Here is a 21,852-nt window from a genome sequence, read left to right as displayed (position 1 = left end):
ATAAAAGAAGGCTATAAAAAATAGAGAGAGGTAAAAAAATGTCTATTCTAACATTTAAAGGAGGAGTTCATCCATACGATGGAAAAGAACTTTCAAAAGATGTGGCTGTTAGAAAAGTAAATCCGGGAAAAGAGGTTGTAATTCCTGTATCTCAGCATATAGGAGCACCGGCAGTACCTGTTATTGAAATCGGTGACAGAGTGCTTAAGGGACAGCTAATTGCCAAGGCAAATGGATTTGTTTCAGCCAATATTCATTCATCAATTTCAGGAACTGTTAAAAAGATAGAACCAAGACTTGTACCAAATGGTTCAAAAGTTTTATCTATTATCATTGAAAATGATGAACAATATGAAGAAATGGAGTATGAAGTTCCAAGTGAGCCTTTCACTAAGGAATATATAAGAGAATCTGTAAAAGAGTGTGGTGTTGTTGGTTTAGGTGGAGCATGTTTTCCAACACATGTTAAGCTTGCACCGAAAGATGAAAATGCCATTGATTATATTATTGTTAACGGAGCGGAATGTGAGCCATATATTACATCTGATTACAGAAGATTAGTTGAGAATCCTAAGGAAGTTATAGAAGGATTAAAGATTATTCTTCAATTATTTGACAATGCAAAAGGTGTTATTGCAATTGAAAATAATAAGATGGATGTAATAGAGAATTTAACAAAGCTTACAGCCAATGAAGACAGAATTCAGGTGGCAACACTTAAAACAAAATATCCACAGGGTTCTGAAAGACATATTATTCATGCAGTAACAAAAAGAAAAATTAATTCATCAATGCTACCTGCTGATGCAGGCTGCATAGTTGACAATGTTGATACTGTATACAATGTTTACAGAGCTGTTAAATTACATAAACCTTTAACAGAGAGAATTGTTACTGTCTCAGGTGACGGAGTTAAAAATCCCTGTAATTTGGAAGTTCCTTTTGGAACAATGCATCAGTTAATAGTTGACGAAGCAGGTGGAATTGATGAAAATACAGAAAAAATTCTATCCGGTGGTCCTATGATGGGGCAGGCTATGTTCAATTTGGATGTGCCTGTTATAAAAGGTTCATCAGCCTTACTTGCGTTTAAACATGATCAGGTTGCACATGGCACAATGACTAATTGTTTAAATTGTGGCAAGTGCGTTCAGGTTTGTCCTGAAGGGTTAGTTTGTGCCAAATTAGCACAGGCTGCTGTAGCTGATGACATGGAAGGATTTATTAAAATGCATGGTATGGAATGTATTGAATGTGGTACATGTAATTTTAATTGTCCTGCTAACAGAAATATTACACAATCAGTTAGAACTATGAAAAGAAAAGTTCAGGCTTCACGTAGGAAAGGGTAAGAGTGAAAGAAATGTATAATGTATCATCAAGCCCTCATGTAAAAGCAAAAGTTACAACTATGTCAATTATGCGAGATGTAATAATTGCGTTACTACCGGCTACAATTTTTGGAATATATAACTCAGCCAACCTTTTTGGCATAAAATACGGTATTCATTCAGCATTATTAATAATTTTAACAGTTATTACATGTGTTGCTTCTGAATACATATATAACAAAATTACAAATAATCCTGTTTCAATTTTCGATTTAAGCGCAGTTGTAACAGGTATGATTTTAGCACTTAATTTACCCTGCACATTTCCATATTGGAAAGCTGCATTAGGTGGTGTGTTTGCCATTATAATTGTAAAGCAGTTATTTGGCGGACTTGGACAGAACTTTATGAACCCTGCACTTGGAGCAAGATGCTTTTTAATGTTAAGTTTTGCAGGTAACATGACAGCTTTCTACCCTACAGATGTTAGTGGAATAGATGCTACATCAAGTGCAACACCGTTGACAGCATTAAAGAATGTAGGCGAAAGTTCTTCATCTTTATTTGACATGTTTATTGGTAACCATGCAGGTACAATAGGTGAAACAAGTATAATTGCACTTTTAATTGGCGCTTTATACTTAGTAGTTAAGAAGGTAATAGATTTAAGAATTCCACTTACATATATAGTTGTATTTGCAATTTGTATTATGTTATTTAATGGTAAGACAGATATTGATTTCCTTGCAATGCATCTTTGTGGTGGTGGTTTAATTTTCGGAGCTTTCTTTATGGCAACAGATTACACAACTTCACCAATTACAAAAACAGGTCGTTATATTTTTGGAGCCTGCTTAGGTATTTTAACAGCTATATTCAGAACTTTTGGAAACACAGCAGAAGGTGTAAGTTATGCAATTATCTTCTGTAACCTTTTAGTGCCTTTAATTGAAAAATGCACAATTCCAAGAGCTTTCGGTATTGTTAAGCAGAAGGGAGGCAGATAATATGAAGAATATTGTTAAGAACACATTAATATTATTTGCCATTACTTTAGTGGCAGGCTTAGGACTTGGCTTTGTTTATAATGTTACATCAAAGGCTAGAAATGACCAGGAAGAAAAAACTAAAATGACTGCTTACGAGTCAGTAATGCCTGGAATGGAAAGCTTTGAAAATGTGAAAGTTGACAGCGCCTGTGTTAAATACATTAAAGAACAGGTTAAGAAAAACGAAACAGACAATAACATCACTACTATCAAAGCGTTTAACTGTGATATTAATGAAGTGGTAGAGGCGAAAGATAATAGTGGAGAAGCATTAGGCTATATTGTAACTGTAACTGATAATGAAGCCTACGATGGAAGTCTTCAGATGACAGTTGGTATAAAAAATGACGGTACGGTTCTTGGTATTTCATTTTTATCTTTATCTGAAACACCTGGACTTGGTATGAAGGCAAATGAAGATAGTTTTAAGAATCAGTTTAAAAATAAAAAAGCAGATTATTTTGTTTACTCAAAAAGTGGAGCTTCAGCAGATAATGAAATTAATGCTATAAGTAGTGCTACAATTACAAGTAATGCAGTAACTCATGGTGTTAATGCTGCTATCTACTGTGTGAAATATATTACAGGAGGTGGCAAGTAATGGGAAAGATAGTTGAGAGATTATATAACGGTATTATTAAAGAAAATCCAACATTTGTGTTGGTGCTTGGAATGTGTCCGACGCTTGCGGTTACTTCTTCATTAATTAACGGTGCAGGTATGGGACTTAGTACAATGGCTGTTTTAATATTATCTAACTGTGTAATTTCACTTTTAAGAAATATTATTCCAAACAGTGTGAGAGTGCCTGCGTACATTGTTATCGTTGCAAGTTTTGTTACAATTTTACAGTTCTTATTAGAGGCTTATTTACCATCCTTAAATAGTGCGTTGGGTATTTATATACCTCTTATTGTTGTAAACTGTATTATTTTAGGTAGAGCAGAAAGTTATGCGTCAAAGAATCCTGTTATACCATCGATTTTTGATGGTGTGGGTATGGGACTTGGATTTACAATTGCCCTTTCAATTTTAGGTGGCTTCAGAGAAATCTTAGGTGCAGGAACAATTCTTGGAATTAATATTCCTAACTGGGATGGAATTGGAATTTTCGTTATGGCTCCAGGTGCCTTCTTTGTATTGGCATTTTTAATTGCCATTCAGAATCAGATTAGAATTAGTCATGGTAAAAAGCCAAGAAAATTGCATTGTGAAGAAGGCTGTGCAAGTTGTCAGGGCTGTATTAATTTTGATTCCTGTGATAAAGAAGAAAAGGAGGACAAATAAATGGTTAATTGTATGTTAATAGCTGTTGCTGCAGCATTAGTAAATAATGTTGTATTAAGCCAGTTTTTAGGTTTATGTCCTTTTATTGGAGTATCTAAGAAAACAGATACTGCTGCAGGCATGGGAGCTGCCGTTATTTTCGTTATTATGATTGCGTCAGCAGTTACTTACGGATTATATTATGCACTTTTAGTGCCTTTTAAATTAGAATACTTACAGACTATAGTATTTATTTTGGTTATTGCAGCTTTAGTTCAGTTAGTTGAAATGATATTAAAGAAATTTATTAAACCTTTATATCAGGCATTAGGTGTATACTTGCCACTTATAACAACAAACTGTGCTGTACTTGGTGTTGCAATTTCTAATATTGACAGCGGATATAATTTTGCTGAAAGTATGGCAAATTCTTTTGGTATTTCTGTTGGTTTTCTAATTGCCATTGTTATTTTAGCCGGCATTAGAGAAAAATCAGAAAATAATAATATACCAAAAGCATTTCAGGGAACACCTATGGTTTTATTGGCAGCCGGTTTAATGGCAATAGCATTTACCGGTTTTACCGGCATTATTTAAGGAGGTAGAACATGGGAATTTTAGCATTAAGTGCCACTATAAAAGGAATACTTTTGGCTGTTCTTATTGTTGGTGGTGTAGGACTTATAATTGGTATAGTTTTAGGAATTGCAGGAAAATTCTTTGCAATTGAAGTTAATGAAACAGAAGCTGCAATAAGAGAAGAGCTTCCGGGAAATAACTGTGGTGGTTGTGGATTTCCGGGCTGTGACGGTTTAGCTGCTGCAATTGCAAAAGGCGAATGTGATCCGGGAGCCTGTCCTGTTGGTGGAGCAGAAGTTGCAAAGAAAATCGCCAAAATCATTGGTGTGGAAGCAAACGTAGTAAAAAAAGTTGCTTACGTTGCCTGTTCCGGTGACTGTGATAAGGCAAAAGATAAATATAATTATTATGGAAATATGTCATGTGAAGATGCTGCAAACATACCTGGTGGCGGTGCAAAGGCATGTAGTTATGGATGTTTAGGTTTAGGTTCATGTGTGAAAGCGTGTGAGTTTGATGCAATACATGTTGTAAACGGTAAGGCTGTTGTTGACAGAGATAAGTGTAAAGCATGTGGTAAATGCGTTCAGGCGTGCCCAAAACATTTAGTCTCAATTATTCCATATGATTCAAAATATGTTGTTAAATGTAGTTCAAAAGATAAAGGTAGAGATGTAATGCAGGCTTGTACAGCAGGCTGTATTGGATGTGGACTTTGTGCAAAGAACTGTCCAAACGAAGCTATTGATTTTGAATTTAATTTAGCAGTTATTAATCAGGACAAATGTAAAAACTGTGGTATTTGTGCAGAAAAATGTCCTAAGAAAGTTATTGAAAATATTTAAATGAATAATTAATAAAAATCACCTTATACTATAACTTAGTGTGAGGTATTTTTATGGAAAAAAATAATAACAGAAAAAATCCTTTCTTGGATACTATAGATAGTGATAGCTCTAAGAATGATGGTAATAATGGAGTGAATATTTATCCAAAAGGAAATACAAATGGTAATAATAGCATTGAATATAACGATGTAAATTTTATATCAGATAATTTACAAATGAATGTGGAAAAAATAGATAAACTGCTTTATGTGGAACAAAGTTTTGATTTACTAAAAAGAGAACTTACAGTAGGTAATAGAAAAGCTGTAATGTATTATATTAACGGCTTTTGTGACAGTGACATGATTCAGAAAATAGAGGAATTTTTTTGTAAGCTTAGAGCCGATGAAATACCGGATACGCCTGAAAGATTTGTCAGAGATAAAATTCCTTATGTACAAATAGATTTATATAAGGATCAATATAATGTTGTTACTTTTATTTTGTCAGGTGTTGTATGTCTCTTAGTTGAAGGTTTCGATAAGGCAATGCTTATTGATATTAGAAAATATCCTGACAGAAGTATAGAAGAACCTGAAAAATACAAGGTTTTGCGAGGCTCTAGAGATGGTTTCGTGGAAAATATAATAAGGAATACTGCTTTAATCAGAAGGAGAATACGTGATCCTAAATATATGTGCGAGGTTGTACAGGTTGGTAGAAGTTCGAGAACCGATATAGCAGTGTGTTATATGTTAGATAAAGCTGACAAAAAACTTTTAAATTATATAAAGAAACAACTTCGTGAAATTAAAACAGATGCCCTTCCCATGAATCAGGAAAGTTTGTCAGAATGTTTGCATAAAGGACATTGGTTTAATCCTTTTCCAAAGTTTAGATATACGGAAAGACCGGACACAGTTGCTGCGGAAATATTAGAGGGACAAATTTGTATATTGGTTGATAATTCACCTGCTGCAATGTTACTTCCCACAACTATATTTGACGTAATAGAAGAAGCAGATGATTATTATTTTCCACCAATTACAGGAACTTATTTAAGACTGGCAAGAACAATTGTGACGTTGGTATCCCTAATATTAACGCCGTTATTTTTGCTTTACGCAAACAATCCTGAGTTTGTGCCAGACTGGCTGTTTTTTACAAAAATAACTGAGCCACAATATGTCCCTATTTTCCTGCAATTGCTAATTTTAGAGCTGGCGGTAGACGGTTTAAAGCTGGCTGCCATAAATACGCCAAGTACATTGAACACCCCGTTGTCATTAATTGCAGCAATAATTATTGGGGAGTTTGCAGTTAATACAGGGTGGTTTAATGAACAGACAATGCTTTACATGGCGGTAGTAGCCATTGCTAATTTCACTCATGAAAATTATGAGCTTGCATACTCTATTAAATTTTTGAGATTAATAATGCTTGTTTTGACACAGCTATTTAATTTAACAGGTTTAATTATAGGATTGGTGATTACGGTTTTAACAATAGTTTCTAACAGAACCATTGCAAGGACAAGTTATATATATCCATTATATCCTTTTGATTTGAAAAAATTTCTTCTTAGATTTTTTAGAATTTCAATAAAAATGAAAAAGTGAGACAAAAATTAACGCATGTGCTAACAAAAAGGAGAAATAAAATACAACACATGCGCCGTCTATATTAAAAGTTAAATATCTATATGATTAGGGATTGTGTGAGAGGGAAATCCACAATCCCCTTTAGTTAAATAATATATTTTAAAGGGGAGTTTTAATTATTTAACTGTTCTATAATCATATAGTAGTCTGAAATTATGTATTTAGTGTGTACAAAATATGTTTTTTGAATGTTTTATGTTTGGGGCATACTGAACTGATGAAATTTGGATTATTAATTGCATCAGGGAAAAATTGTGGTTCAAAACAAACAGCGGCCCGCTGGTTGTATACATGCCCGTTTTTTCCTGAAATATTCTCTACATAATTGGCTGTATACATTTGGACACCCGGATAATCTGTTTCTATGGAAAGTTTAATTCCTGACTTATTACCGGTAGCTTCAACAATTTTGTGAAGTTTTCCATTATAAGGTAAATCTTCGTATTTAACTGCCTTATTAGGTTCTACGGTTACAAAGTTATGGTCATAACCTTTACCGTAAATTAATTGCTGAAAATCATTCTCTATTTCTAACCCAATTTTTTTAGGGCTCGTAAAGTCCATAGGCGTGTTTTTTACCGATTCAACAGTTCCTAAAGGAATCGATTCCCTGTTAGCAGGAGTATAGTAGTCTGCAAAAATCTGTACGCTATGGTCTAATACCGAACCTGAACCTTCACCGTTAAGATTAAAGTAGGAGTGATTAGTAATATTAATTATTGTATCTTCCTTTGGTATACCTTCAAAAATTATTTCAAATGAATTATTGTTTATAATTTTGTAAGTTACAAATACTTTTATCTCACCGGGGAATCCCTGATCCATATTAGGACTGTTCAGTGAAAATGTAATGTGGTTATCATCATAAGTTTCAACATTCCATATTCGTTTAAAATAAGGATTGTTACCACTATGCAAATTGTTTTTACCATCGTTTTGGTCAAGACTGTATGCAACATTGTTTAAAGTAAATTTACCGTTTTTTATTCTGTTGGCGTTTCTGCCTACATTGCAACCGAAACATGGATCGTTTTTAGTTTCATAATCTTTTGCATTTGTAAAACCAAGAACGATGTCAGTTCTTTTTGCACCATCCTTAATAATCAGGTTTACAAGAGTAGTGCCATAATCTGTAACTGATAAATCGAGAGCAGGGGTTTGTAAAGTATATAATTTACATTCCTTACCGTTACTTAATGTGCCAAAATCTTCAATAATCATAAATGAAATCTCCTGTTATTTTTAATTATTATCTGTTAATTGTGGATATTTTGATAAAAAAATATCAGCATAAGATATTAACAGCTTATTGTTTTATAGTTGCTGAATGAATTTCATAAAGCCCTTCATTCCATCAGGGGTACATTTGTATACTCCGGCATCTTCTAATACTTTAACGAAAGTTTTTCCGATTTCCTGTTGAAGAATTTCATTAATGTTATCCTTAGTAATTGATTTATACTTAGGAATAAAATTGTATGCCCAGTCAGCATGTTTTTTGATTTCTTCATTTGAACGGATATCTTTGTTATTTAAAATATAATCAGATAGAATGTCCATTTCTTTGTTAAGTCTTGCCGGCAAAACAGCAAGTCCCATAAGTTCAATTAAACCGATGTTTTCCTTCTTTATATGGTGCAGGTTTTCGTGAGGGTGGAATACACCTAATGGATGCTCTTTAGTTGTAATGTTGTTTCTAAGAGCAATGTCAACCTGATATTTTTCATCTTTAATTCTTGCTATAAGAGTTACCGTATTATGAGGAGTACCATCAGTTTCAGAGAAAATGAAATATTCTTCATCACTGTAGTTTCTCCAAACTTCCAAAATATGATTGCCAAGGTTAATTAAAGAATCCAAATTTTCAGATTCAAGTCTTATTACTGAAATAGGCCATTTTAAAATTCCACATTTTACATCATGGAAATCGCCAACAGAAAATTCTTTAATTATAGGTGCGTTTGCCATGGCAAAAGTATAGTTGCCCCCTTGAAAATGGTCGTGTGTTAAAATAGAACCGCCTACAATTGGTAGGTCTGCATTTGAACCTAAAAAATAATGAGGGAACATTTTTACAAAATCAAATAATTTTACAAAAGTGCTTTTTTCAATTTTCATTGGTGTATGTTCACCGTTAAAAACTATGCAGTGCTCATTGTAATAAACGTAAGGGGAATATTGAAAGCCCCACTTAGAATTATTAAGAGTTAAAGGAATAACTCTGTGATTCTGTCTTGCAGGATGATTAACTCTGCCGGCATAACCCTCATTTTCAATACACAATGCACATTTAGGATATGAAGATGCCTTTACGTTTTTAGCTGCGGCAATAGCTTTCGGATCTTTTTCAGGTTTAGATAAATTGATTGTAATATCTAAATTTCCATATTCGCATTGGTATTTCCAATTTTTATTCTTTTCGATTCTTGATTTCCTTATATAATTTGTTTTTGTTGAAAAATTGTAGTAGAAGTTAGTTGCTTCTTCTGGTGATTTTTCATACTTTTCAAAAAAAGTAGAAATAACCTGCCCTGGTCTTGGAGTGATACAGTTCATAATTTTGGTGTCGAACAAGTCTCTGTAAGTAACGGAATCTTCTATTATATTTAGTTTTACTGCTGCATCAAGTAAGTTTCTTAATATTTCATCTAAAGTTAAATTATATTCTACATCAGGATCGCTGAAATCTTCTTTACCAAAAACTTCTAACAACATATTTGTAGAATAAATTCTTTCACATTCAGGAATTAATTTATTATCAATTCCATATTGTACAAGTCTTTTTATATTTTCATCTATAACTACATTAATCATAATACTTTAATTCCTCCATATTTTCTAATCTTTAAAACATGACATGTGTTTTCACCTAATAATTTTTCCATTTGCTCCTTGTAAGTTGAAACATATTCATTTTTTACAAATGCCTGTATTGTTCCGGCAAAACCACCACCATGTACACGACAAACACCATTGTCTTTTAATACAAGTTCGCTAACTGCCAAGGCAACTGAAACAGGCTGATTTTTATAATCTTTTCCTGAATAAATATTCTGTAAATATTTATAAGATGAATTACCTGATTCTTTAACTAAAGTAAGGAATTGCCTGAAGTTGTTATTTTTTAATGCATCAACTTCTTTCTGAACTCTGGCATTTTCACCGAAGAAGTGGATTGCTCTTAATAACCCACGATTACTAACAGCAGAATAGAGTTCAGAAATTTTATCATAAAAATCATCTGCAGGTATTTCATTTAAAAATTCTTTGTTAAAATACTGGGCAACCTCTTTCATTTCAGCAGGAATGGCAGCATAATCATCTGTTAAATCTGCATGTGAGGCTTTGGTGTCTGTGATGCAAAGACTATAGCCTTCTTTTTCAACATCAAAGTCGACTTTTTCGACTATTGGTGAGTCAGGATTTTTAAAATCAATATGTACAAAACCACCTACGGAACAAGCCATTTGGTCCATTAAGCCGCAAGGTTTTCCAAAGAAAACATTTTCTGCATATTGTCCGATTTGAGCAATTTCAGTGGAAGATACTTCCATATTGTTATATATACCTGAAATAATGGTTCCGATAATTGCTTCAAAAGCTGCTGAAGATGAAAGACCGGCACCGTTTATTACATCGCTTGTAATATAAGCTTTAAAAGGTCCTATTTTATAGCCTTCTTTTTTCATTCCTGCAAGAACTCCTTTAATTAAAGAAGAAGTAGTGCCAAAATCTTTTTCGTTTACATTCAAGTCTTCTACAGAAACTGAAATTGGGTCATAACCTTCAGATATAAGTTCAATAGTGTTTTCGGTAGCTTTTCCAACAATGGCTATTGCATCTAAATTAATTGAAGCTGCAAGAACCATACCATGCTGATGGTCTGTATGATTGCCACCAACTTCAGTTCTGCCGGGAGCACTGTAAATTTCAACATCTTCATCGTCGAAAAAATTTTCGTATTTACTTAATGCATTAATATAACGATTTTTCTGATAATCAATCATTTCAGAATCGTCATAGTATATATCTGCTAAAGTAGAGTTGAATTTGTTATTTAATATTTGTTTCTTTAATTCGTTTATTTTCATAAAATACCTCCAAAATATGTAGTGAAACCGTAACAAATAATTAGTTGAAAACTTTTAAATTTCTTCTGTTAAGGTAAATATAAAATTATTTTACTAAAAAATCAACAAAGTTTACTAAAATAAAAAATCTTTGTGAAAAAGTAATAAATATAATAAAAGAAAATTAGCATAAATGTATGTATAAAATCGTCATTTCTTTATGGTAAACTTTTAGTAAAATTTAGTAAAATAATTATTGAAAAAAGTAAATGGGTTTTGTAATATATAAGTATTGAAAATAAGGTGCTTATTATGGCTTTTTTGATTAGTTATTGATTAATGTTTTTGATAAACATTAAAAATGATAGCTGGTCCTATAAATGATATAGTATTAAGATACATAATTTTGGAGGTAAAAAATGGCTACGATTAAAGATATTGCCCAAATGGCAAATGTGAGCATGGCAACAGTTTCAAGAATTTTAAATAATGACAGCAGTCTTAGTACATCTTTAGAAACAAAAATGCGGGTAATGGAGGCTGCAAAAAAACTAAATTATAAAAAAACAGGTAGAAGTAAGAAGAGTAATTTTACATTAGGAATTGTCCAGTGGTTTTCTGCAGAACAGGAGATGCAGGATTCATATTATCTTTCGGTGAGAAATGGAATTGAAGATTTTTGTCTTAAAAACTCAATACAAATTATAAGAGTATTTAAAAGTGACGAGAACTATATTGAAAATTTAAATGACGTAGATGGAATAATCTGCATTGGAAAATTTAGTAAAAAAGATATAAAGTCTATTACTAAAATCACGTCAAACACAGTATTTTTGGATATGGAAATGCCTGACTACAATGTGACAACTTTTTCCATGGACTTCAAAGATGCAATTTACAAGGGAATGGATTATCTTTTATCTTTAGGTCATGAAAAAATAGGCTTCCTTGCAGGAGTAGAAGTGTTAGATGAAAATGAGATTGTAGAAGATGAGAGATTAAATGCTTATGTGTCATTTTGCAGGGAAAATGAAATGGACTGTGATACTTTCTTAAGACAGGGTAACTACAGTATCGAATCAGGTTATGAAATGATGAAGAATTTGATAGATTCAGATGAAATACCCACAGCTGTTGTTTGTGCAAGTGACTACATTGCTTTTGGCGCAATGAAGGCAATTAATGAAAAAGGACTAAAGATGCCGGAGGATATATCTATTGTTGGATTTGATGATGCCAGTATTTGTAACTACACAACACCTTCACTTACAACGTTACATGCACCGGCTTATGATATGGGACAATATGGTGTTAATTTCTTATATGGAGCCTCAAATTTGAGTATTTCAACTGCGGTTAAGGTAAAAATGCCTTGTACACTGGTTGAAAGAGAATCCTGTTTTAAATTATAATTTGAATTGTAATAGATAAAAAAATGTGTTATTATATCTTCGAGGTAAACGTTTGTTCTATTGATGAACGAAGTGAAAAAGGGAGACAGATAATGATTTCATACATAAAAGGTGTTGTTGATTCGGTTGAATCGGACAGAGTTGTTATTGAAAATAATCAGATAGGATATAATATTCTAATGCCGGTAACGACACTTGAAAAATTAGGTATAGGAGAAGAAGTCAAGATTTACACATACTTTAATGTACGTGAAGATGCAATGCAGTTGTTTGGCTTTTTTTCTAAAGAAGAATTAGAGTTATTTAAAAAAATAATAAGTGTAAGTGGTGTTGGCCCAAAGGGCGGTCTTGCCATTGTTTCTGCATTGCCTGGAGAACAACTTCAAATGGCAATAATTTCAGGTGATGCCAAGGCAATTTCAAAAGCCCAGGGAATAGGTGCCAAAACTGCTCAGCGAATTATTATAGAATTAAAAGATAAGATAGATTTGGAAGATATGATTCATACACCAGGAAATGATGATATTTCAAATAGTGTCCAGTCAGACGCAGTTGACGCATTAGTAGCACTTGGTTATTCTAAGGGCGATGCTTTCAGCGCAGTTAAGAAGATAGAAATTACTGAAAACATGGATGTTGAGGAAGTATTGAAAAAGGCATTGAAGAATATAATATAACTTTTGGAATATGAAGGAAAGATAAATGGCGAAAAGAATTATTCAAACAGAAGCAGCATCCGAGGATGTTGTAATAGAAAAAGGTCTTAGACCATCTTCTCTTGATCAATATGTTGGTCAGGAGAAAGCAAAAAATAATTTGAAAATTTTTATAGAAGCAGCAAAATCGCGAAATGAACCGTTAGATCATGTATTGTTTTATGGACCACCGGGACTAGGAAAAACAACCTTGTCAACTATAATTGCAAATGAAATGGGCGTTAATATTAAGATTACTTCAGGACCGGCAATTGAAAAGCCGGGAGAGATGGCTGCCATACTTAATAATTTATCGGAAAATGATATTTTGTTTATAGATGAAATTCACAGATTAAACAGACAGGTAGAAGAGGTTTTGTATCCGGCCATGGAAGACTATTCAATTGACATTATGATTGGTAAAGGTCAGGGGGCCAGATCTATTAGACTTGATTTGCCTAAGTTTACTTTGGTTGGGGCAACAACAAGAGCAGGACTATTAACAGCCCCTCTTAGAGACAGATTTGGTGTTATTAATAAGCTGGAGTTTTATACAATAGATGAATTAAAGCAGATTATTATAAGGTCTGCTGGCTTACTTAATGTTGAAATTGATGAACAGGGAGCTGTTGAAATGGCTAGACGTTCAAGAGGAACACCACGTCTTGCAAACCGCTTGTTAAAAAGGGTAAGGGATTTTGCTCAGGTTAAATACGACGGTAAGATTACATATGAAGTGGCAAATGATGCTTTGAACCTTTTAGAAGTTGACAAGCTAGGTCTTGATAAAGGTGATAGAAGCATACTGGAAACCATAATTTACAAGTTCGCAGGCGGACCTGTGGGACTTGATACTTTAGCGGCTGCTTTAGGCGAGGATGCAGGCACTTTAGAAGATGTTTATGAACCATATTTAATTCAAAACGGATTTATTCAAAGGACACCGAGAGGCAGAGTGGTAACAGACTTTGCTTATACACATATAGGTGTTGAAAAAAACGTTTAAAAATGGTAATATAAAAGAGATGAAATTTTTTAGGAGGGTGTATAAAATGAGAAAGAATTTTTTCAAAAAGATTTCTGCCGTTGCATTATCTTTAACAATGGTAGTAGGAATGGTCGGTACAGTACCAGCCGCAGTTAAAACAGGTACAGATATCTCTAACGGAGTTAAGTGGCAGGCTTTTTCAATTCACACTAGAGAAGATGGTGGAAAATGGGAAGATGAATTAAAGAAAGATGGTCAGGTTTATAACAACAAGAAGGACGCTTTCAAGAGCTATGGCGAAAATGCTAAGCTTGCTGCAGCTTCAACAAACGGAGATGCATTACTTAACATTACAAGTACAGGTTATAGTGCTCAGTGGACACCAATGGGAACTGTAGTACAGAGCAACCCTTGGGGTGTTACATTAAAGAAAATCCTTAACATTGATAGAGGACGTACTTACACAATTTCATTTAAGATTAAGTCAACATTAAAGAATGAAATTAAACAGACAAAGAAACGTAAAGATGGAACAGGATACAATGTAGGAACAGGTAAGATGAACTACATTAAGCATGTTCATTTAAAAGCTTACAGAAATAACACAAAGGACGGAGATCCATCAGAAAAGCTTTATGCTGTTAAGGCTACATATAAGGGAGCAAATGTTCTTTCAAACACAAAGGATTTCAAGAACATGATTAAATTAGACAGCAGAAATGATGACTATGTTACAGTTACAGCTAAGGTTACAGTACCTGGTGATACAATTAAGTATAAGCAGAAAACAATGGGCTTTATGTTTGCTATGGGTGCTTTCTTAAAAGAATTCCCAGATGAAAACGACATGAGCGGTCAGGTTGAAATTAAAGACTTTAAGGTAGTCGCAGGAAATCCAGTTGCAACATCAAAGGCTCCAAAACTTAAGACAAAGAAAGCTAAGAAAGCTTACATTAAGGCTACAGCTTCAAAGGTAAAAGGCGCTAAGTCATACGAATTCCAGTATTCAGCAAAGAAGAACTTTAGCTCAAAGACAAAAGTTGCTTCAAAGAAGAACACTGTTAAATTAACAGGTAAGAAGATTAAATCAAAGAAGAAGATTTATGTTAGAACAAGAGTTAAAACAAGGGCTGGATACACAGTATGGTCAAAGGCAAAGAGCATTAAGGTTAAATAATTAAAGTGATAAATTACATACTTCTTTTAATTTAAAAGATTTTGTGATATTATAATCAATGATTTTAGTACAAGGAGATAATTATGTCATCAAAGAACTATGTGGATGTTATTATTGATGGGAAGATTTACAATATAGGTGGATTTGAAAGTGAAGCGTATCTACAGAAGGTTGCTACATATATCAATAATATGATACAGGACTTTAAACAGAATGAAAGCTATCGTATGCAGAATATGGATATGCAGAGAATACTTCTTGAAATTAATATAGCAAATGATTATTTTAAAGCAAAAAAACAGGCAGACATGCTTGAAGGTGATTTAGAACTAAAGGAAAAAGAAGTATACGATTTAAAACATGAGTTGATAGTTTCAGATTCAAAAGCTGAGACAGCAACTAAAGAATTAGATGAAGCTCTTGAAAAAATTAAGAATCTCGAAAAAGAGATTGTTAAACTTCAGACAGAACTTGAAAAGTAAATTAAACGATCAGGCTTCGGCCTGGTCGTTTCTTACTAATAAAACAGTTATAGGAGAAATTTATGTTAGTTGAGTTACTTGCACCGGGTGGAAATTATGAAAGCGTTATAGCAGCCATAAATGCCGGAGCTGACGCAGTATATACCGGTGGAGAATTATTTGGAGCAAGAGCTAATGCAAATAATTTATCGGAGGATGAATTAATAAGTGCAATACAGTATGCACATTTATTTAATAGAAAGATTTATTTAACAGTTAATACTTTAGTAAAAGATAATGAAATAAAAGAAAAACTATATAATTATTTACTTCCGCTGTATACTAATGGGTTGGATGCCGTTATTGTACAGGACATAGGAGTATTATTGTTTATAAAAGAAAAATTTCCAGGGATGCATATTCATGCAAGTACCCAGATGACAATTTTCGGTGATTTGACAGTTGAATATCTGAAAAAACTTGGCGTGTCACGTATTGTCACACCAAGAGAACTTTCTTTAAATGAAATATCAGATATACATCAAAAGACAAATCTCGAAATCGAAAGTTTTGTTCATGGAGCTTTATGTTATTGTTATTCAGGCCAGTGTTTCCTAAGTAGTTTTATAGGTGGTCGTAGCGGAAACAGAGGCCAATGTGCCCAGCCTTGCAGAATGGAGTATGATGTTATATTAAACGGAAAAGTATTAAATAAAAAGAATGAAAAATATGTACTTAGTCCAAAAGATATTTGTACATTAAAAATTCTGCCGGAAGTAATAGAAAGTGGTGTGTATTCACTGAAAGTAGAAGGCAGAATGAAGAAACCTGAGTATGTTGCGGGAGTGGTAAGTATTTACAGAAAATATGTTGATTTATATTTGAAGACTCAGGAAAATTCCCAAATACGATATAAAGTAGAACAATCAGATTTACAGAAATTATGGGGTTTATTTAACAGGAATGGTTTTAATGAAAGTTATTTTAAACAACATAATGGAAGGAACATGATTTCTTTAAAGAAGCCATCCTTTAGATTAGAAAATACAGAATATATTAGTTATATTAGAGAAAAATATTTAAAAGAAAGAAAAAAATATCTATTAGATGCAACTGTAGTAATAAAGGAAAACTATCCTATAGAAATTAGTACAACGATTAATCATAAGAAGGTTGTAGCACAAGGACAGGTACCGTTTATTGCTGAAAATAAGCCGATAACTAAAGAAACAGTTATTAAACAATTAAGTAAACTCGGAAACACAGATTTTAAATTCAGGAGTTTATCAATAAATATAGATGGAAATTTATTCGTACCTGTTGGAGCATTGAATAATTTAAGACGTGATTTCATTGAAAAAACATACAATGAAATTATAGTTAAATATAATAGAACCATAGAGGAAACGGAAGGAAAGAATATATTATTTGAACAAAAAGACTCGTTAGAAATTAATAATTATAATGATAATGATGGAAAATATGATTTTGTAGCAATGGTTTCTAACAAGAAACAATTAAATGTCGTTTTATCATTTAAAGAAATTTCAAAAGTATATTTGGAAGAGTTTTTGTTTTCTAATGACATAAGTGATATAATTGAGCAATGCAAACGCGTAAAAAAAGAAGTATATTTGGCAATGCCGTATGTTTTTAGAAAACAGGACGTTAAAAAGTTTAATGCTAAATTTGGTGAAGCATTAAAGAATTTTGACGGATTTTTAATAAGAAATATAGAGGAATATTTCTATTTGAAAGAAAAAAAGATGGAAACTCTTTATGTTTTTGATTATAATGTTTATGCGTATAACAGTATTTCGAAAAAATATTATTGTGATAATCACATAACAACTACAAGCCCGTTAGAACTTAATTATGCAGAATTAAGAGAGCGCGGTTGTGAGGGTGAGAATTTTGTTGCTTATGGTTATATACCTACAATGATTTCTGCCAACTGTTGCTTAAAAACAGTAGACAATTGTAGAAAGAACAATGATATATATGGAATTAAAGACAGATTAAATAATATATTTAATATAAAGTGTGTATGCGATTACTGTTATAATTTAATGTATAATTGCAAACCTTTATCTTTGTTAGGATATAGGGATAATATTAACAAATTAAGTCCTCAGACAATCAGATTGAATTTTACAATTGAATCTCAGGATGAAGTGAAAAATATAGCTAAAGATTATATTGATTCATTTTTATATAATAAGAATATCATTGATAAAACAGATTCCACTAGGGGACATTTTAAAAGAGGAGTTCTGTAGAGTAATATGGAGATTGAAAAATGAGTACATTTTTAATTATTGTGACAAAATACCTTTTTATTTTACTTATGTTTTTTTACGTATGGGAATGCTTTAGTGCACTTAGATGTAAGAATCCATACAAGGCGTCAGGTATTTTTCAAAGACAAAATGGAATAATATTTCTAACGTATTTTTTGGGGATTGCGACAATTTACATGAACCAACAGGATACTACGGAAATAGGAGTAATAATATTAGGAGGTGCACAACTTTGTTATTTGATAGTTGTGCTGGGAATTTTTCCAATCATTTATCCTAATATTAATAAAGCAATTTTAAGTAATATGTGCATGTTATTGACAATCGGTTTTATTATGTTAGCAAGATTAAAGTTTGCCAATAGCATAAGACAGTTTGTAATCGTAGCTGTGGTAACGATGCTGTCACTAATTGTGCCTTATTTAATGAGCAAATATGAATTATGGAAATCATTTACATGGATTTATTGTTTTGTGGGGATAGCCTTACTGGCATTGGTTTTAGCTGTAGGTAAAACAGATAATGGAGCTAAGCTTGCAATACCAATTGGAAAATTCTTTACTTTCCAACCATCAGAATTTGTGAAAATAATTTTTGTTTTCTTTATTGCAGGCTTGTTAAGTAAATCAACAAGTTTTAAAAACGTGGTTTTATCAGCCATAATGGCTGGTACCCATGTGTTATTGCTAGTAGCCTCAAGAGATTTAGGTAGTGCATTAATATTCTTTATGATTTATGTTTTTATGATTTATGTTGGCACAAGAAAAGTAGGCTATATTTTCATCTGCTTTGCAGGACTTTCCATTGCCTCAGTTTTCGCATACAAGGTTTTTGCTCATGTTAGAGTTAGAGTGAGCGTTTGGCTTAATCCTTGGGCTGATCCCGGGGATACAGGGTTTCAGGTAACCCAGTCTTTGTTTGCGCTGGGTAATGGTGGCTTAACTGGTACAGGATTATATCAGGGCAGACCAAAAGATGTACCGGTTGTAGATCAGGATTTTATTTTCTCAGCTATTGGTGAAGAACTTGGTGCAATATTTGCAATACTTTTACTTTTGTTATGTTTAACATGTTTTGTTGCCTTTTTAAATACAGCTATGCAGCAAATAAGTTTGTTTAACAAGTTGGTATGTATTGGTTTAGGAATGCAGTATGCAGTACAGATTATCGTTACAGTTGGCGGGGCAATTAACATGATTCCATCAACAGGTGTTACATTCCCATTATTAAGTTATGGTGGAAGTTCGATTCTAAGTACGCTGATTGTATTTGCAATTATTCAAGGGTTGGCAATTGTGGGAACGGCGCAAAAGTCCACAAGAAGAAGAGTAACAGAAAAAGGAGCAAGACATGTCAAGGAAAGAAGAACGCAGGAAATCCAAGGCCTCGATAGAACGCAGGAAATCAAAATACGCTAAAATAGAAAGAAAAAAACTTAATAGACAGGCAATGGTTACAACTGTAGTAATTTCGCTTATTTTTGTATTTATGATAGGTTTTTATGCTAATTTTGTTGTTAATCAAAGTCCAAAGATTATTAATAATACATACAACAGACGAATTGATGGAAGTGCATCTAAAGTAGTGCGAGGCACTATTTACAGTAAAAGTAAAAAAAGACTTGCTTATACTGATACGAAAGGGACAGAGACAGATTTGTCTGACGATGAAAGAAAATATCCATACGGTAAGATTTTTTCTCATGCAATAGGAATAACCACACATGGAAAGTATGGTTTGGAAAAAATGTGCAATTATGATTTATTGTCATCTCAGACTTCAGCAGTGCAGAAGATTATTGATGATTTCTCTGACACAGAAGAGCGGGGATGTGATGTGTATACAACTTTAAGTGTTAGCACACAAAAAGCTGCATATAACAGTCTTTCAGGGTATAAAGGAGCAGTTTTTGTAATGGATCCTAATACAGGAGAAATTAGAGCAATGGTTTCAAGACCATCTTATGATCCTGAAAGTATAGATGATATATGGGATAAAATCACATCTGATTCAAGTGACTCACGATTAGTAAACAGGGCCACACAGGGTAAATATATACCGGGTTCGATTTTTAAAATTATTACTACATTAGAATACATGAAAGAAAATAAGAATTATTCTGATTTTTCTTATAATTGTAATGGTAAGGCAACCTTTAATAATTTTTCAATTAAATGTTTTGACGGAACAGCCCATTATAGTGTAGATTTAACACACGCTTTTGCATATTCATGTAACAGCGCATTTTCAACAATTGGTAATGAACTTAATGTGTCAAAGTTTAGAAAGACAGCAGAGAAGTTATTGTTTAATCAGGAATTGCCATTGGATATGGATTATAACGAAAGTGTTTTTCCACTAACAAAGAAGTCTTCGCAGTTTGATATTACACAGACAAGTATAGGCCAGGGTAAAACAACGGTATCACCGGCTCATATGGCAATGATTGCGTCAGCTATTGCAAATAATGGTGTTTTAATGAAACCTTATATTGTAGACCACGTACAAAACAGTAATGGAACTGTGGTTAAATCCACAGAACAAACAGAATATAAGCGTTTGATGAAAAAGGCACAGGCAAAGCAGTTACAGGAATATATGAGAGCTGTTTGTGAATACGGTACAGGTAAAGTGATGGCTTATTCAGATTATACAGCTTACGGTAAAACAGGTACTGCAGAAGTTGACAAAAAAGACAATGTTAATTCATGGTTTGTAGGCTATGCAAAGAAAGGCAAAAAGAAAGTTGCAATTGCAGTAGTTTTAGAAAATATGCCGGAAGGAAGCAACTCTGCAGTAAATTGCGCAAAAGAAGTATTTGATGAATATTTTAATTAGATGAAATATTGCAATGATATCTCTATTACTGTATACTAAAAGTAATTTAACACACTACAAAACAGGAGGACAACCTATGGAAAAGGCGGTCAGTTGTGGCGGTGTGGTTATATATAGAAATAAAATATTACTTTTATACAAAAATTTTCGGAATAGGTATGAAGGATGGGTTCTTCCAAAAGGAACAGTTGAACTGGGAGAAACTCATGAAGAAACTGCCTTACGTGAGGTGAAAGAAGAAACCGGCGTAAGTGCAAAAATTAATGAGTATGTGGGAAAAAGCGAATATACATTTAATATTCCTGGAGATATTGTTGAAAAAGAGGTGCATTGGTACCTAATGTCTTCTAATAGCTTTTATAGTAAACCACAGCGCGAAGAATATTTTTACGATTCTGGATATTATAAGTATATTGAAGCGTATCATTTGTTGAAATTTCCAAATGAAAGAATGATACTCAAGAAAGCTTATAAGCAATATTTAGAATTAAATAAGAAAAAGAACAAAAGATAAGACAGGGCATATCCTGTCTTATCTTTTATATGAAAGTGTGATAATAAATGAACAAAACAAATTATCAAAAAGAACTTGAAAAGACAATAGAGAATAATATTAACGAAAATAAAACTCCAAGATTACTTCTTCATGCCTGCTGCGCACCCTGCAGTAGTTATGTGTTAGAATATTTGTCTAAATATTTTGAGATAGATGTGTTGTTTTATAATCCTAATATTTCAACAACAGAGGAATATAATCATAGAGCAGAAGAGTTAATCAGATTTATAAATGAAATGGAATTTCAACATAGTGTAAAACCCATTATTGCTAATTATGATTCTAAAGAATTTTATGAATATGTAAAAGGATATGAAAAAGCAAAAGAAGGTGGCGAAAGATGCTTTAAATGCTATAGGTTAAGATTGGAATTTTCCGGAAAGTATGCAAAGGATAACGGGTACGACTATTTTACAACAACTCTGTCAATTAGTCCCCTTAAAAACGCACAGAAATTAAATGAAATTGGAAAAGAAATATCTGAAAAGTATAATATAGATTATTTATTTTCTGATTTTAAAAAGAAAAACGGTTATAAGAGATCTATTGAGTTGTCAAAAGAACATAATTTGTATAGACAAAATTTTTGTGGTTGTGTATTCTCTAAAAGGGATGAATGAAATTAGTATAATATATAGACAA

General features: G+C 32.7%; 20 protein-coding genes. 17 read left to right on the top strand and 3 right to left on the bottom strand.

The genetic code is table 11. The features are described 5' to 3' along the window. The first annotated feature begins 38 nt into the window (after nucleotides 1–38). From rsxC to DWZ69_RS06610, 7 genes are all read left to right on the top strand, one after another. The gene (rsxC, locus tag DWZ69_RS06640) at nucleotides 39–1,352 is read left to right on the top strand and encodes an electron transport complex subunit RsxC (protein WP_117999658.1); all 1,314 of its coding nucleotides are present in this window, start codon (nucleotides 39–41) and stop codon (nucleotides 1,350–1,352) included. 2 nt (nucleotides 1,353–1,354) lie between these two features. Continuing rightward, nucleotides 1,355–2,338, top strand: a complete 984-nt coding sequence (locus tag DWZ69_RS06635) for an RnfABCDGE type electron transport complex subunit D (RefSeq protein WP_117999657.1) — start codon at nucleotides 1,355–1,357, stop codon at nucleotides 2,336–2,338. A 1-nt stretch (nucleotide 2,339) separates the two neighbouring features. Beyond that, nucleotides 2,340–2,981 carry an FMN-binding protein gene (locus DWZ69_RS06630; protein ID WP_117999656.1) on the top strand — a complete coding sequence of 214 codons (642 nt, stop codon included), beginning with the start codon at nucleotides 2,340–2,342 and terminating at the stop codon, nucleotides 2,979–2,981. Next, nucleotides 2,981–3,667, top strand: a complete 687-nt coding sequence (locus tag DWZ69_RS06625) for an electron transport complex subunit E (protein WP_117999655.1) — start codon at nucleotides 2,981–2,983, stop codon at nucleotides 3,665–3,667. Before DWZ69_RS06630 ends, DWZ69_RS06625 begins: the two co-directional genes overlap by 1 nt. Further along, a complete protein-coding gene (locus DWZ69_RS06620) occupies nucleotides 3,668–4,243 on the top strand; it encodes an RnfABCDGE type electron transport complex subunit A (RefSeq protein ID WP_022165789.1) in 576 nt (191 codons plus the stop codon). It abuts the gene before it with no gap. Nucleotides 4,244–4,254: 11 nt separating this feature from the next. Further along, nucleotides 4,255–5,070, top strand: coding sequence for an RnfABCDGE type electron transport complex subunit B (locus DWZ69_RS06615; RefSeq protein ID WP_117999654.1), 816 nt, complete (start codon nucleotides 4,255–4,257; stop codon nucleotides 5,068–5,070). 218 nt (nucleotides 5,071–5,288) lie between these two features. Next, a complete protein-coding gene (locus DWZ69_RS06610; protein ID WP_117999671.1) occupies nucleotides 5,289–6,671 on the top strand; it encodes a spore germination protein in 1,383 nt (460 codons plus the stop codon). 195 nt (nucleotides 6,672–6,866) lie between these two features. Here DWZ69_RS06610 and DWZ69_RS06605 read toward each other — a convergent pair whose 3' ends face one another. The 3 genes from DWZ69_RS06605 to DWZ69_RS06595 all read right to left on the bottom strand — a co-directional run bounded on the left by DWZ69_RS06605 (nucleotide 6,867) and on the right by DWZ69_RS06595 (nucleotide 10,804). Next, nucleotides 6,867–7,934: an aldose epimerase family protein gene (locus DWZ69_RS06605; protein ID WP_117999653.1), complete on the bottom strand. Its 1,068-nt coding sequence runs from the start codon at nucleotides 7,932–7,934 to the stop codon at nucleotides 6,867–6,869. Between the two features lie 93 nt (nucleotides 7,935–8,027). Continuing rightward, entirely contained in the window at nucleotides 8,028–9,527 is a 1,500-nt protein-coding gene (gene galT, locus DWZ69_RS06600; RefSeq protein ID WP_117999652.1) for a UDP-glucose--hexose-1-phosphate uridylyltransferase, read from the bottom strand. Continuing rightward, nucleotides 9,524–10,804 carry a galactokinase family protein gene (locus tag DWZ69_RS06595; RefSeq protein ID WP_117999651.1) on the bottom strand — a complete coding sequence of 427 codons (1,281 nt, stop codon included), beginning with the start codon at nucleotides 10,802–10,804 and terminating at the stop codon, nucleotides 9,524–9,526. Before DWZ69_RS06595 ends, galT begins: the two co-directional genes overlap by 4 nt. A gap of 398 nt (nucleotides 10,805–11,202) precedes the next feature. Between DWZ69_RS06595 and DWZ69_RS06590 the strand changes: the two genes are divergently transcribed. The 10 genes from DWZ69_RS06590 (at nucleotide 11,203) to DWZ69_RS06545 (ending at nucleotide 21,830) form a co-directional block, all read left to right on the top strand. Then, a complete protein-coding gene (locus tag DWZ69_RS06590) occupies nucleotides 11,203–12,195 on the top strand; it encodes a LacI family DNA-binding transcriptional regulator (protein WP_117999650.1) in 993 nt (330 codons plus the stop codon). 92 nt (nucleotides 12,196–12,287) lie between these two features. Beyond that, nucleotides 12,288–12,872: a Holliday junction branch migration protein RuvA gene (gene ruvA, locus DWZ69_RS06585; protein WP_117999649.1), complete on the top strand. Its 585-nt coding sequence runs from the start codon at nucleotides 12,288–12,290 to the stop codon at nucleotides 12,870–12,872. Between the two features lie 25 nt (nucleotides 12,873–12,897). Continuing rightward, nucleotides 12,898–13,896: a Holliday junction branch migration DNA helicase RuvB gene (gene ruvB, locus DWZ69_RS06580; RefSeq protein ID WP_022165269.1), complete on the top strand. Its 999-nt coding sequence runs from the start codon at nucleotides 12,898–12,900 to the stop codon at nucleotides 13,894–13,896. Between the two features lie 46 nt (nucleotides 13,897–13,942). Then, nucleotides 13,943–15,055 (top strand): hypothetical protein, encoded by a 1,113-nt coding sequence (locus DWZ69_RS06575; RefSeq protein ID WP_117999648.1) that lies wholly within the window; start codon nucleotides 13,943–13,945, stop codon nucleotides 15,053–15,055. Nucleotides 15,056–15,138: 83 nt separating this feature from the next. After that, nucleotides 15,139–15,537 (top strand): cell division protein ZapA, encoded by a 399-nt coding sequence (locus tag DWZ69_RS06570; RefSeq protein WP_022165270.1) that lies wholly within the window; start codon nucleotides 15,139–15,141, stop codon nucleotides 15,535–15,537. Nucleotides 15,538–15,599: 62 nt separating this feature from the next. Next, entirely contained in the window at nucleotides 15,600–17,795 is a 2,196-nt protein-coding gene (locus DWZ69_RS06565) for a U32 family peptidase (protein ID WP_117999646.1), read from the top strand. Nucleotides 17,796–17,815: 20 nt separating this feature from the next. Beyond that, on the top strand, nucleotides 17,816–19,234 hold the full coding sequence (locus tag DWZ69_RS06560; protein WP_117999645.1) for an FtsW/RodA/SpoVE family cell cycle protein: 1,419 nt from the start codon (nucleotides 17,816–17,818) through the stop codon (nucleotides 19,232–19,234). Continuing rightward, a complete protein-coding gene (locus tag DWZ69_RS06555; protein WP_117999644.1) occupies nucleotides 19,167–20,654 on the top strand; it encodes a penicillin-binding transpeptidase domain-containing protein in 1,488 nt (495 codons plus the stop codon). Before DWZ69_RS06560 ends, DWZ69_RS06555 begins: the two co-directional genes overlap by 68 nt. 76 nt (nucleotides 20,655–20,730) lie before the next feature. Continuing rightward, complete coding sequence (locus tag DWZ69_RS06550; protein ID WP_117999643.1) at nucleotides 20,731–21,168, top strand: NUDIX hydrolase; 438 nt, start codon at nucleotides 20,731–20,733, stop codon at nucleotides 21,166–21,168. Between the two features lie 47 nt (nucleotides 21,169–21,215). After that, nucleotides 21,216–21,830: an epoxyqueuosine reductase QueH gene (locus DWZ69_RS06545; RefSeq protein WP_117999642.1), complete on the top strand. Its 615-nt coding sequence runs from the start codon at nucleotides 21,216–21,218 to the stop codon at nucleotides 21,828–21,830. Nucleotides 21,831–21,852: the final 22 nt, after the last annotated feature.

It is taken from the genome of Eubacterium sp. AF34-35BH (genome assembly GCF_003477765.1).
Classification (GTDB): domain Bacteria; phylum Bacillota; class Clostridia; order Lachnospirales; family Lachnospiraceae; genus Eubacterium_G.
The sequence above is the reverse complement of the archived record's forward strand: the minus strand, read 5'-3'. Positions and strand labels throughout refer to the sequence as shown.

What these genes read in the sequence shown, in the direction of transcription:
- rsxC (WP_117999658.1), top strand. Translation starts at nt 39, where the DNA reads ATGTCTATTCTAACATTTAAAGGAGGAGTTCATCCATACGATGGAAAA.
- DWZ69_RS06630 (WP_117999656.1), top strand. Translation starts at nt 2,340, where the DNA reads ATGAAGAATATTGTTAAGAACACATTAATATTATTTGCCATTACTTTA.
- DWZ69_RS06625 (WP_117999655.1), top strand. Translation starts at nt 2,981, where the DNA reads ATGGGAAAGATAGTTGAGAGATTATATAACGGTATTATTAAAGAAAAT.
- DWZ69_RS06620 (WP_022165789.1), top strand. Translation starts at nt 3,668, where the DNA reads ATGGTTAATTGTATGTTAATAGCTGTTGCTGCAGCATTAGTAAATAAT.
- DWZ69_RS06615 (WP_117999654.1), top strand. Translation starts at nt 4,255, where the DNA reads ATGGGAATTTTAGCATTAAGTGCCACTATAAAAGGAATACTTTTGGCT.
- DWZ69_RS06610 (WP_117999671.1), top strand. Translation starts at nt 5,289, where the DNA reads ATGAATGTGGAAAAAATAGATAAACTGCTTTATGTGGAACAAAGTTTT.
- DWZ69_RS06605 (WP_117999653.1), bottom strand. Translation starts at nt 7,934, where the DNA reads ATGATTATTGAAGATTTTGGCACATTAAGTAACGGTAAGGAATGTAAA.
- galT (WP_117999652.1), bottom strand. Translation starts at nt 9,527, where the DNA reads ATGATTAATGTAGTTATAGATGAAAATATAAAAAGACTTGTACAATAT.
- DWZ69_RS06595 (WP_117999651.1), bottom strand. Translation starts at nt 10,804, where the DNA reads ATGAAAATAAACGAATTAAAGAAACAAATATTAAATAACAAATTCAAC.
- DWZ69_RS06590 (WP_117999650.1), top strand. Translation starts at nt 11,203, where the DNA reads ATGGCTACGATTAAAGATATTGCCCAAATGGCAAATGTGAGCATGGCA.
- ruvA (WP_117999649.1), top strand. Translation starts at nt 12,288, where the DNA reads ATGATTTCATACATAAAAGGTGTTGTTGATTCGGTTGAATCGGACAGA.
- ruvB (WP_022165269.1), top strand. Translation starts at nt 12,898, where the DNA reads ATGGCGAAAAGAATTATTCAAACAGAAGCAGCATCCGAGGATGTTGTA.
- DWZ69_RS06575 (WP_117999648.1), top strand. Translation starts at nt 13,943, where the DNA reads ATGAGAAAGAATTTTTTCAAAAAGATTTCTGCCGTTGCATTATCTTTA.
- DWZ69_RS06570 (WP_022165270.1), top strand. Translation starts at nt 15,139, where the DNA reads ATGTCATCAAAGAACTATGTGGATGTTATTATTGATGGGAAGATTTAC.
- DWZ69_RS06565 (WP_117999646.1), top strand. Translation starts at nt 15,600, where the DNA reads ATGTTAGTTGAGTTACTTGCACCGGGTGGAAATTATGAAAGCGTTATA.
- DWZ69_RS06560 (WP_117999645.1), top strand. Translation starts at nt 17,816, where the DNA reads ATGAGTACATTTTTAATTATTGTGACAAAATACCTTTTTATTTTACTT.
- DWZ69_RS06555 (WP_117999644.1), top strand. Translation starts at nt 19,167, where the DNA reads ATGTCAAGGAAAGAAGAACGCAGGAAATCCAAGGCCTCGATAGAACGC.
- DWZ69_RS06550 (WP_117999643.1), top strand. Translation starts at nt 20,731, where the DNA reads ATGGAAAAGGCGGTCAGTTGTGGCGGTGTGGTTATATATAGAAATAAA.
- DWZ69_RS06545 (WP_117999642.1), top strand. Translation starts at nt 21,216, where the DNA reads ATGAACAAAACAAATTATCAAAAAGAACTTGAAAAGACAATAGAGAAT.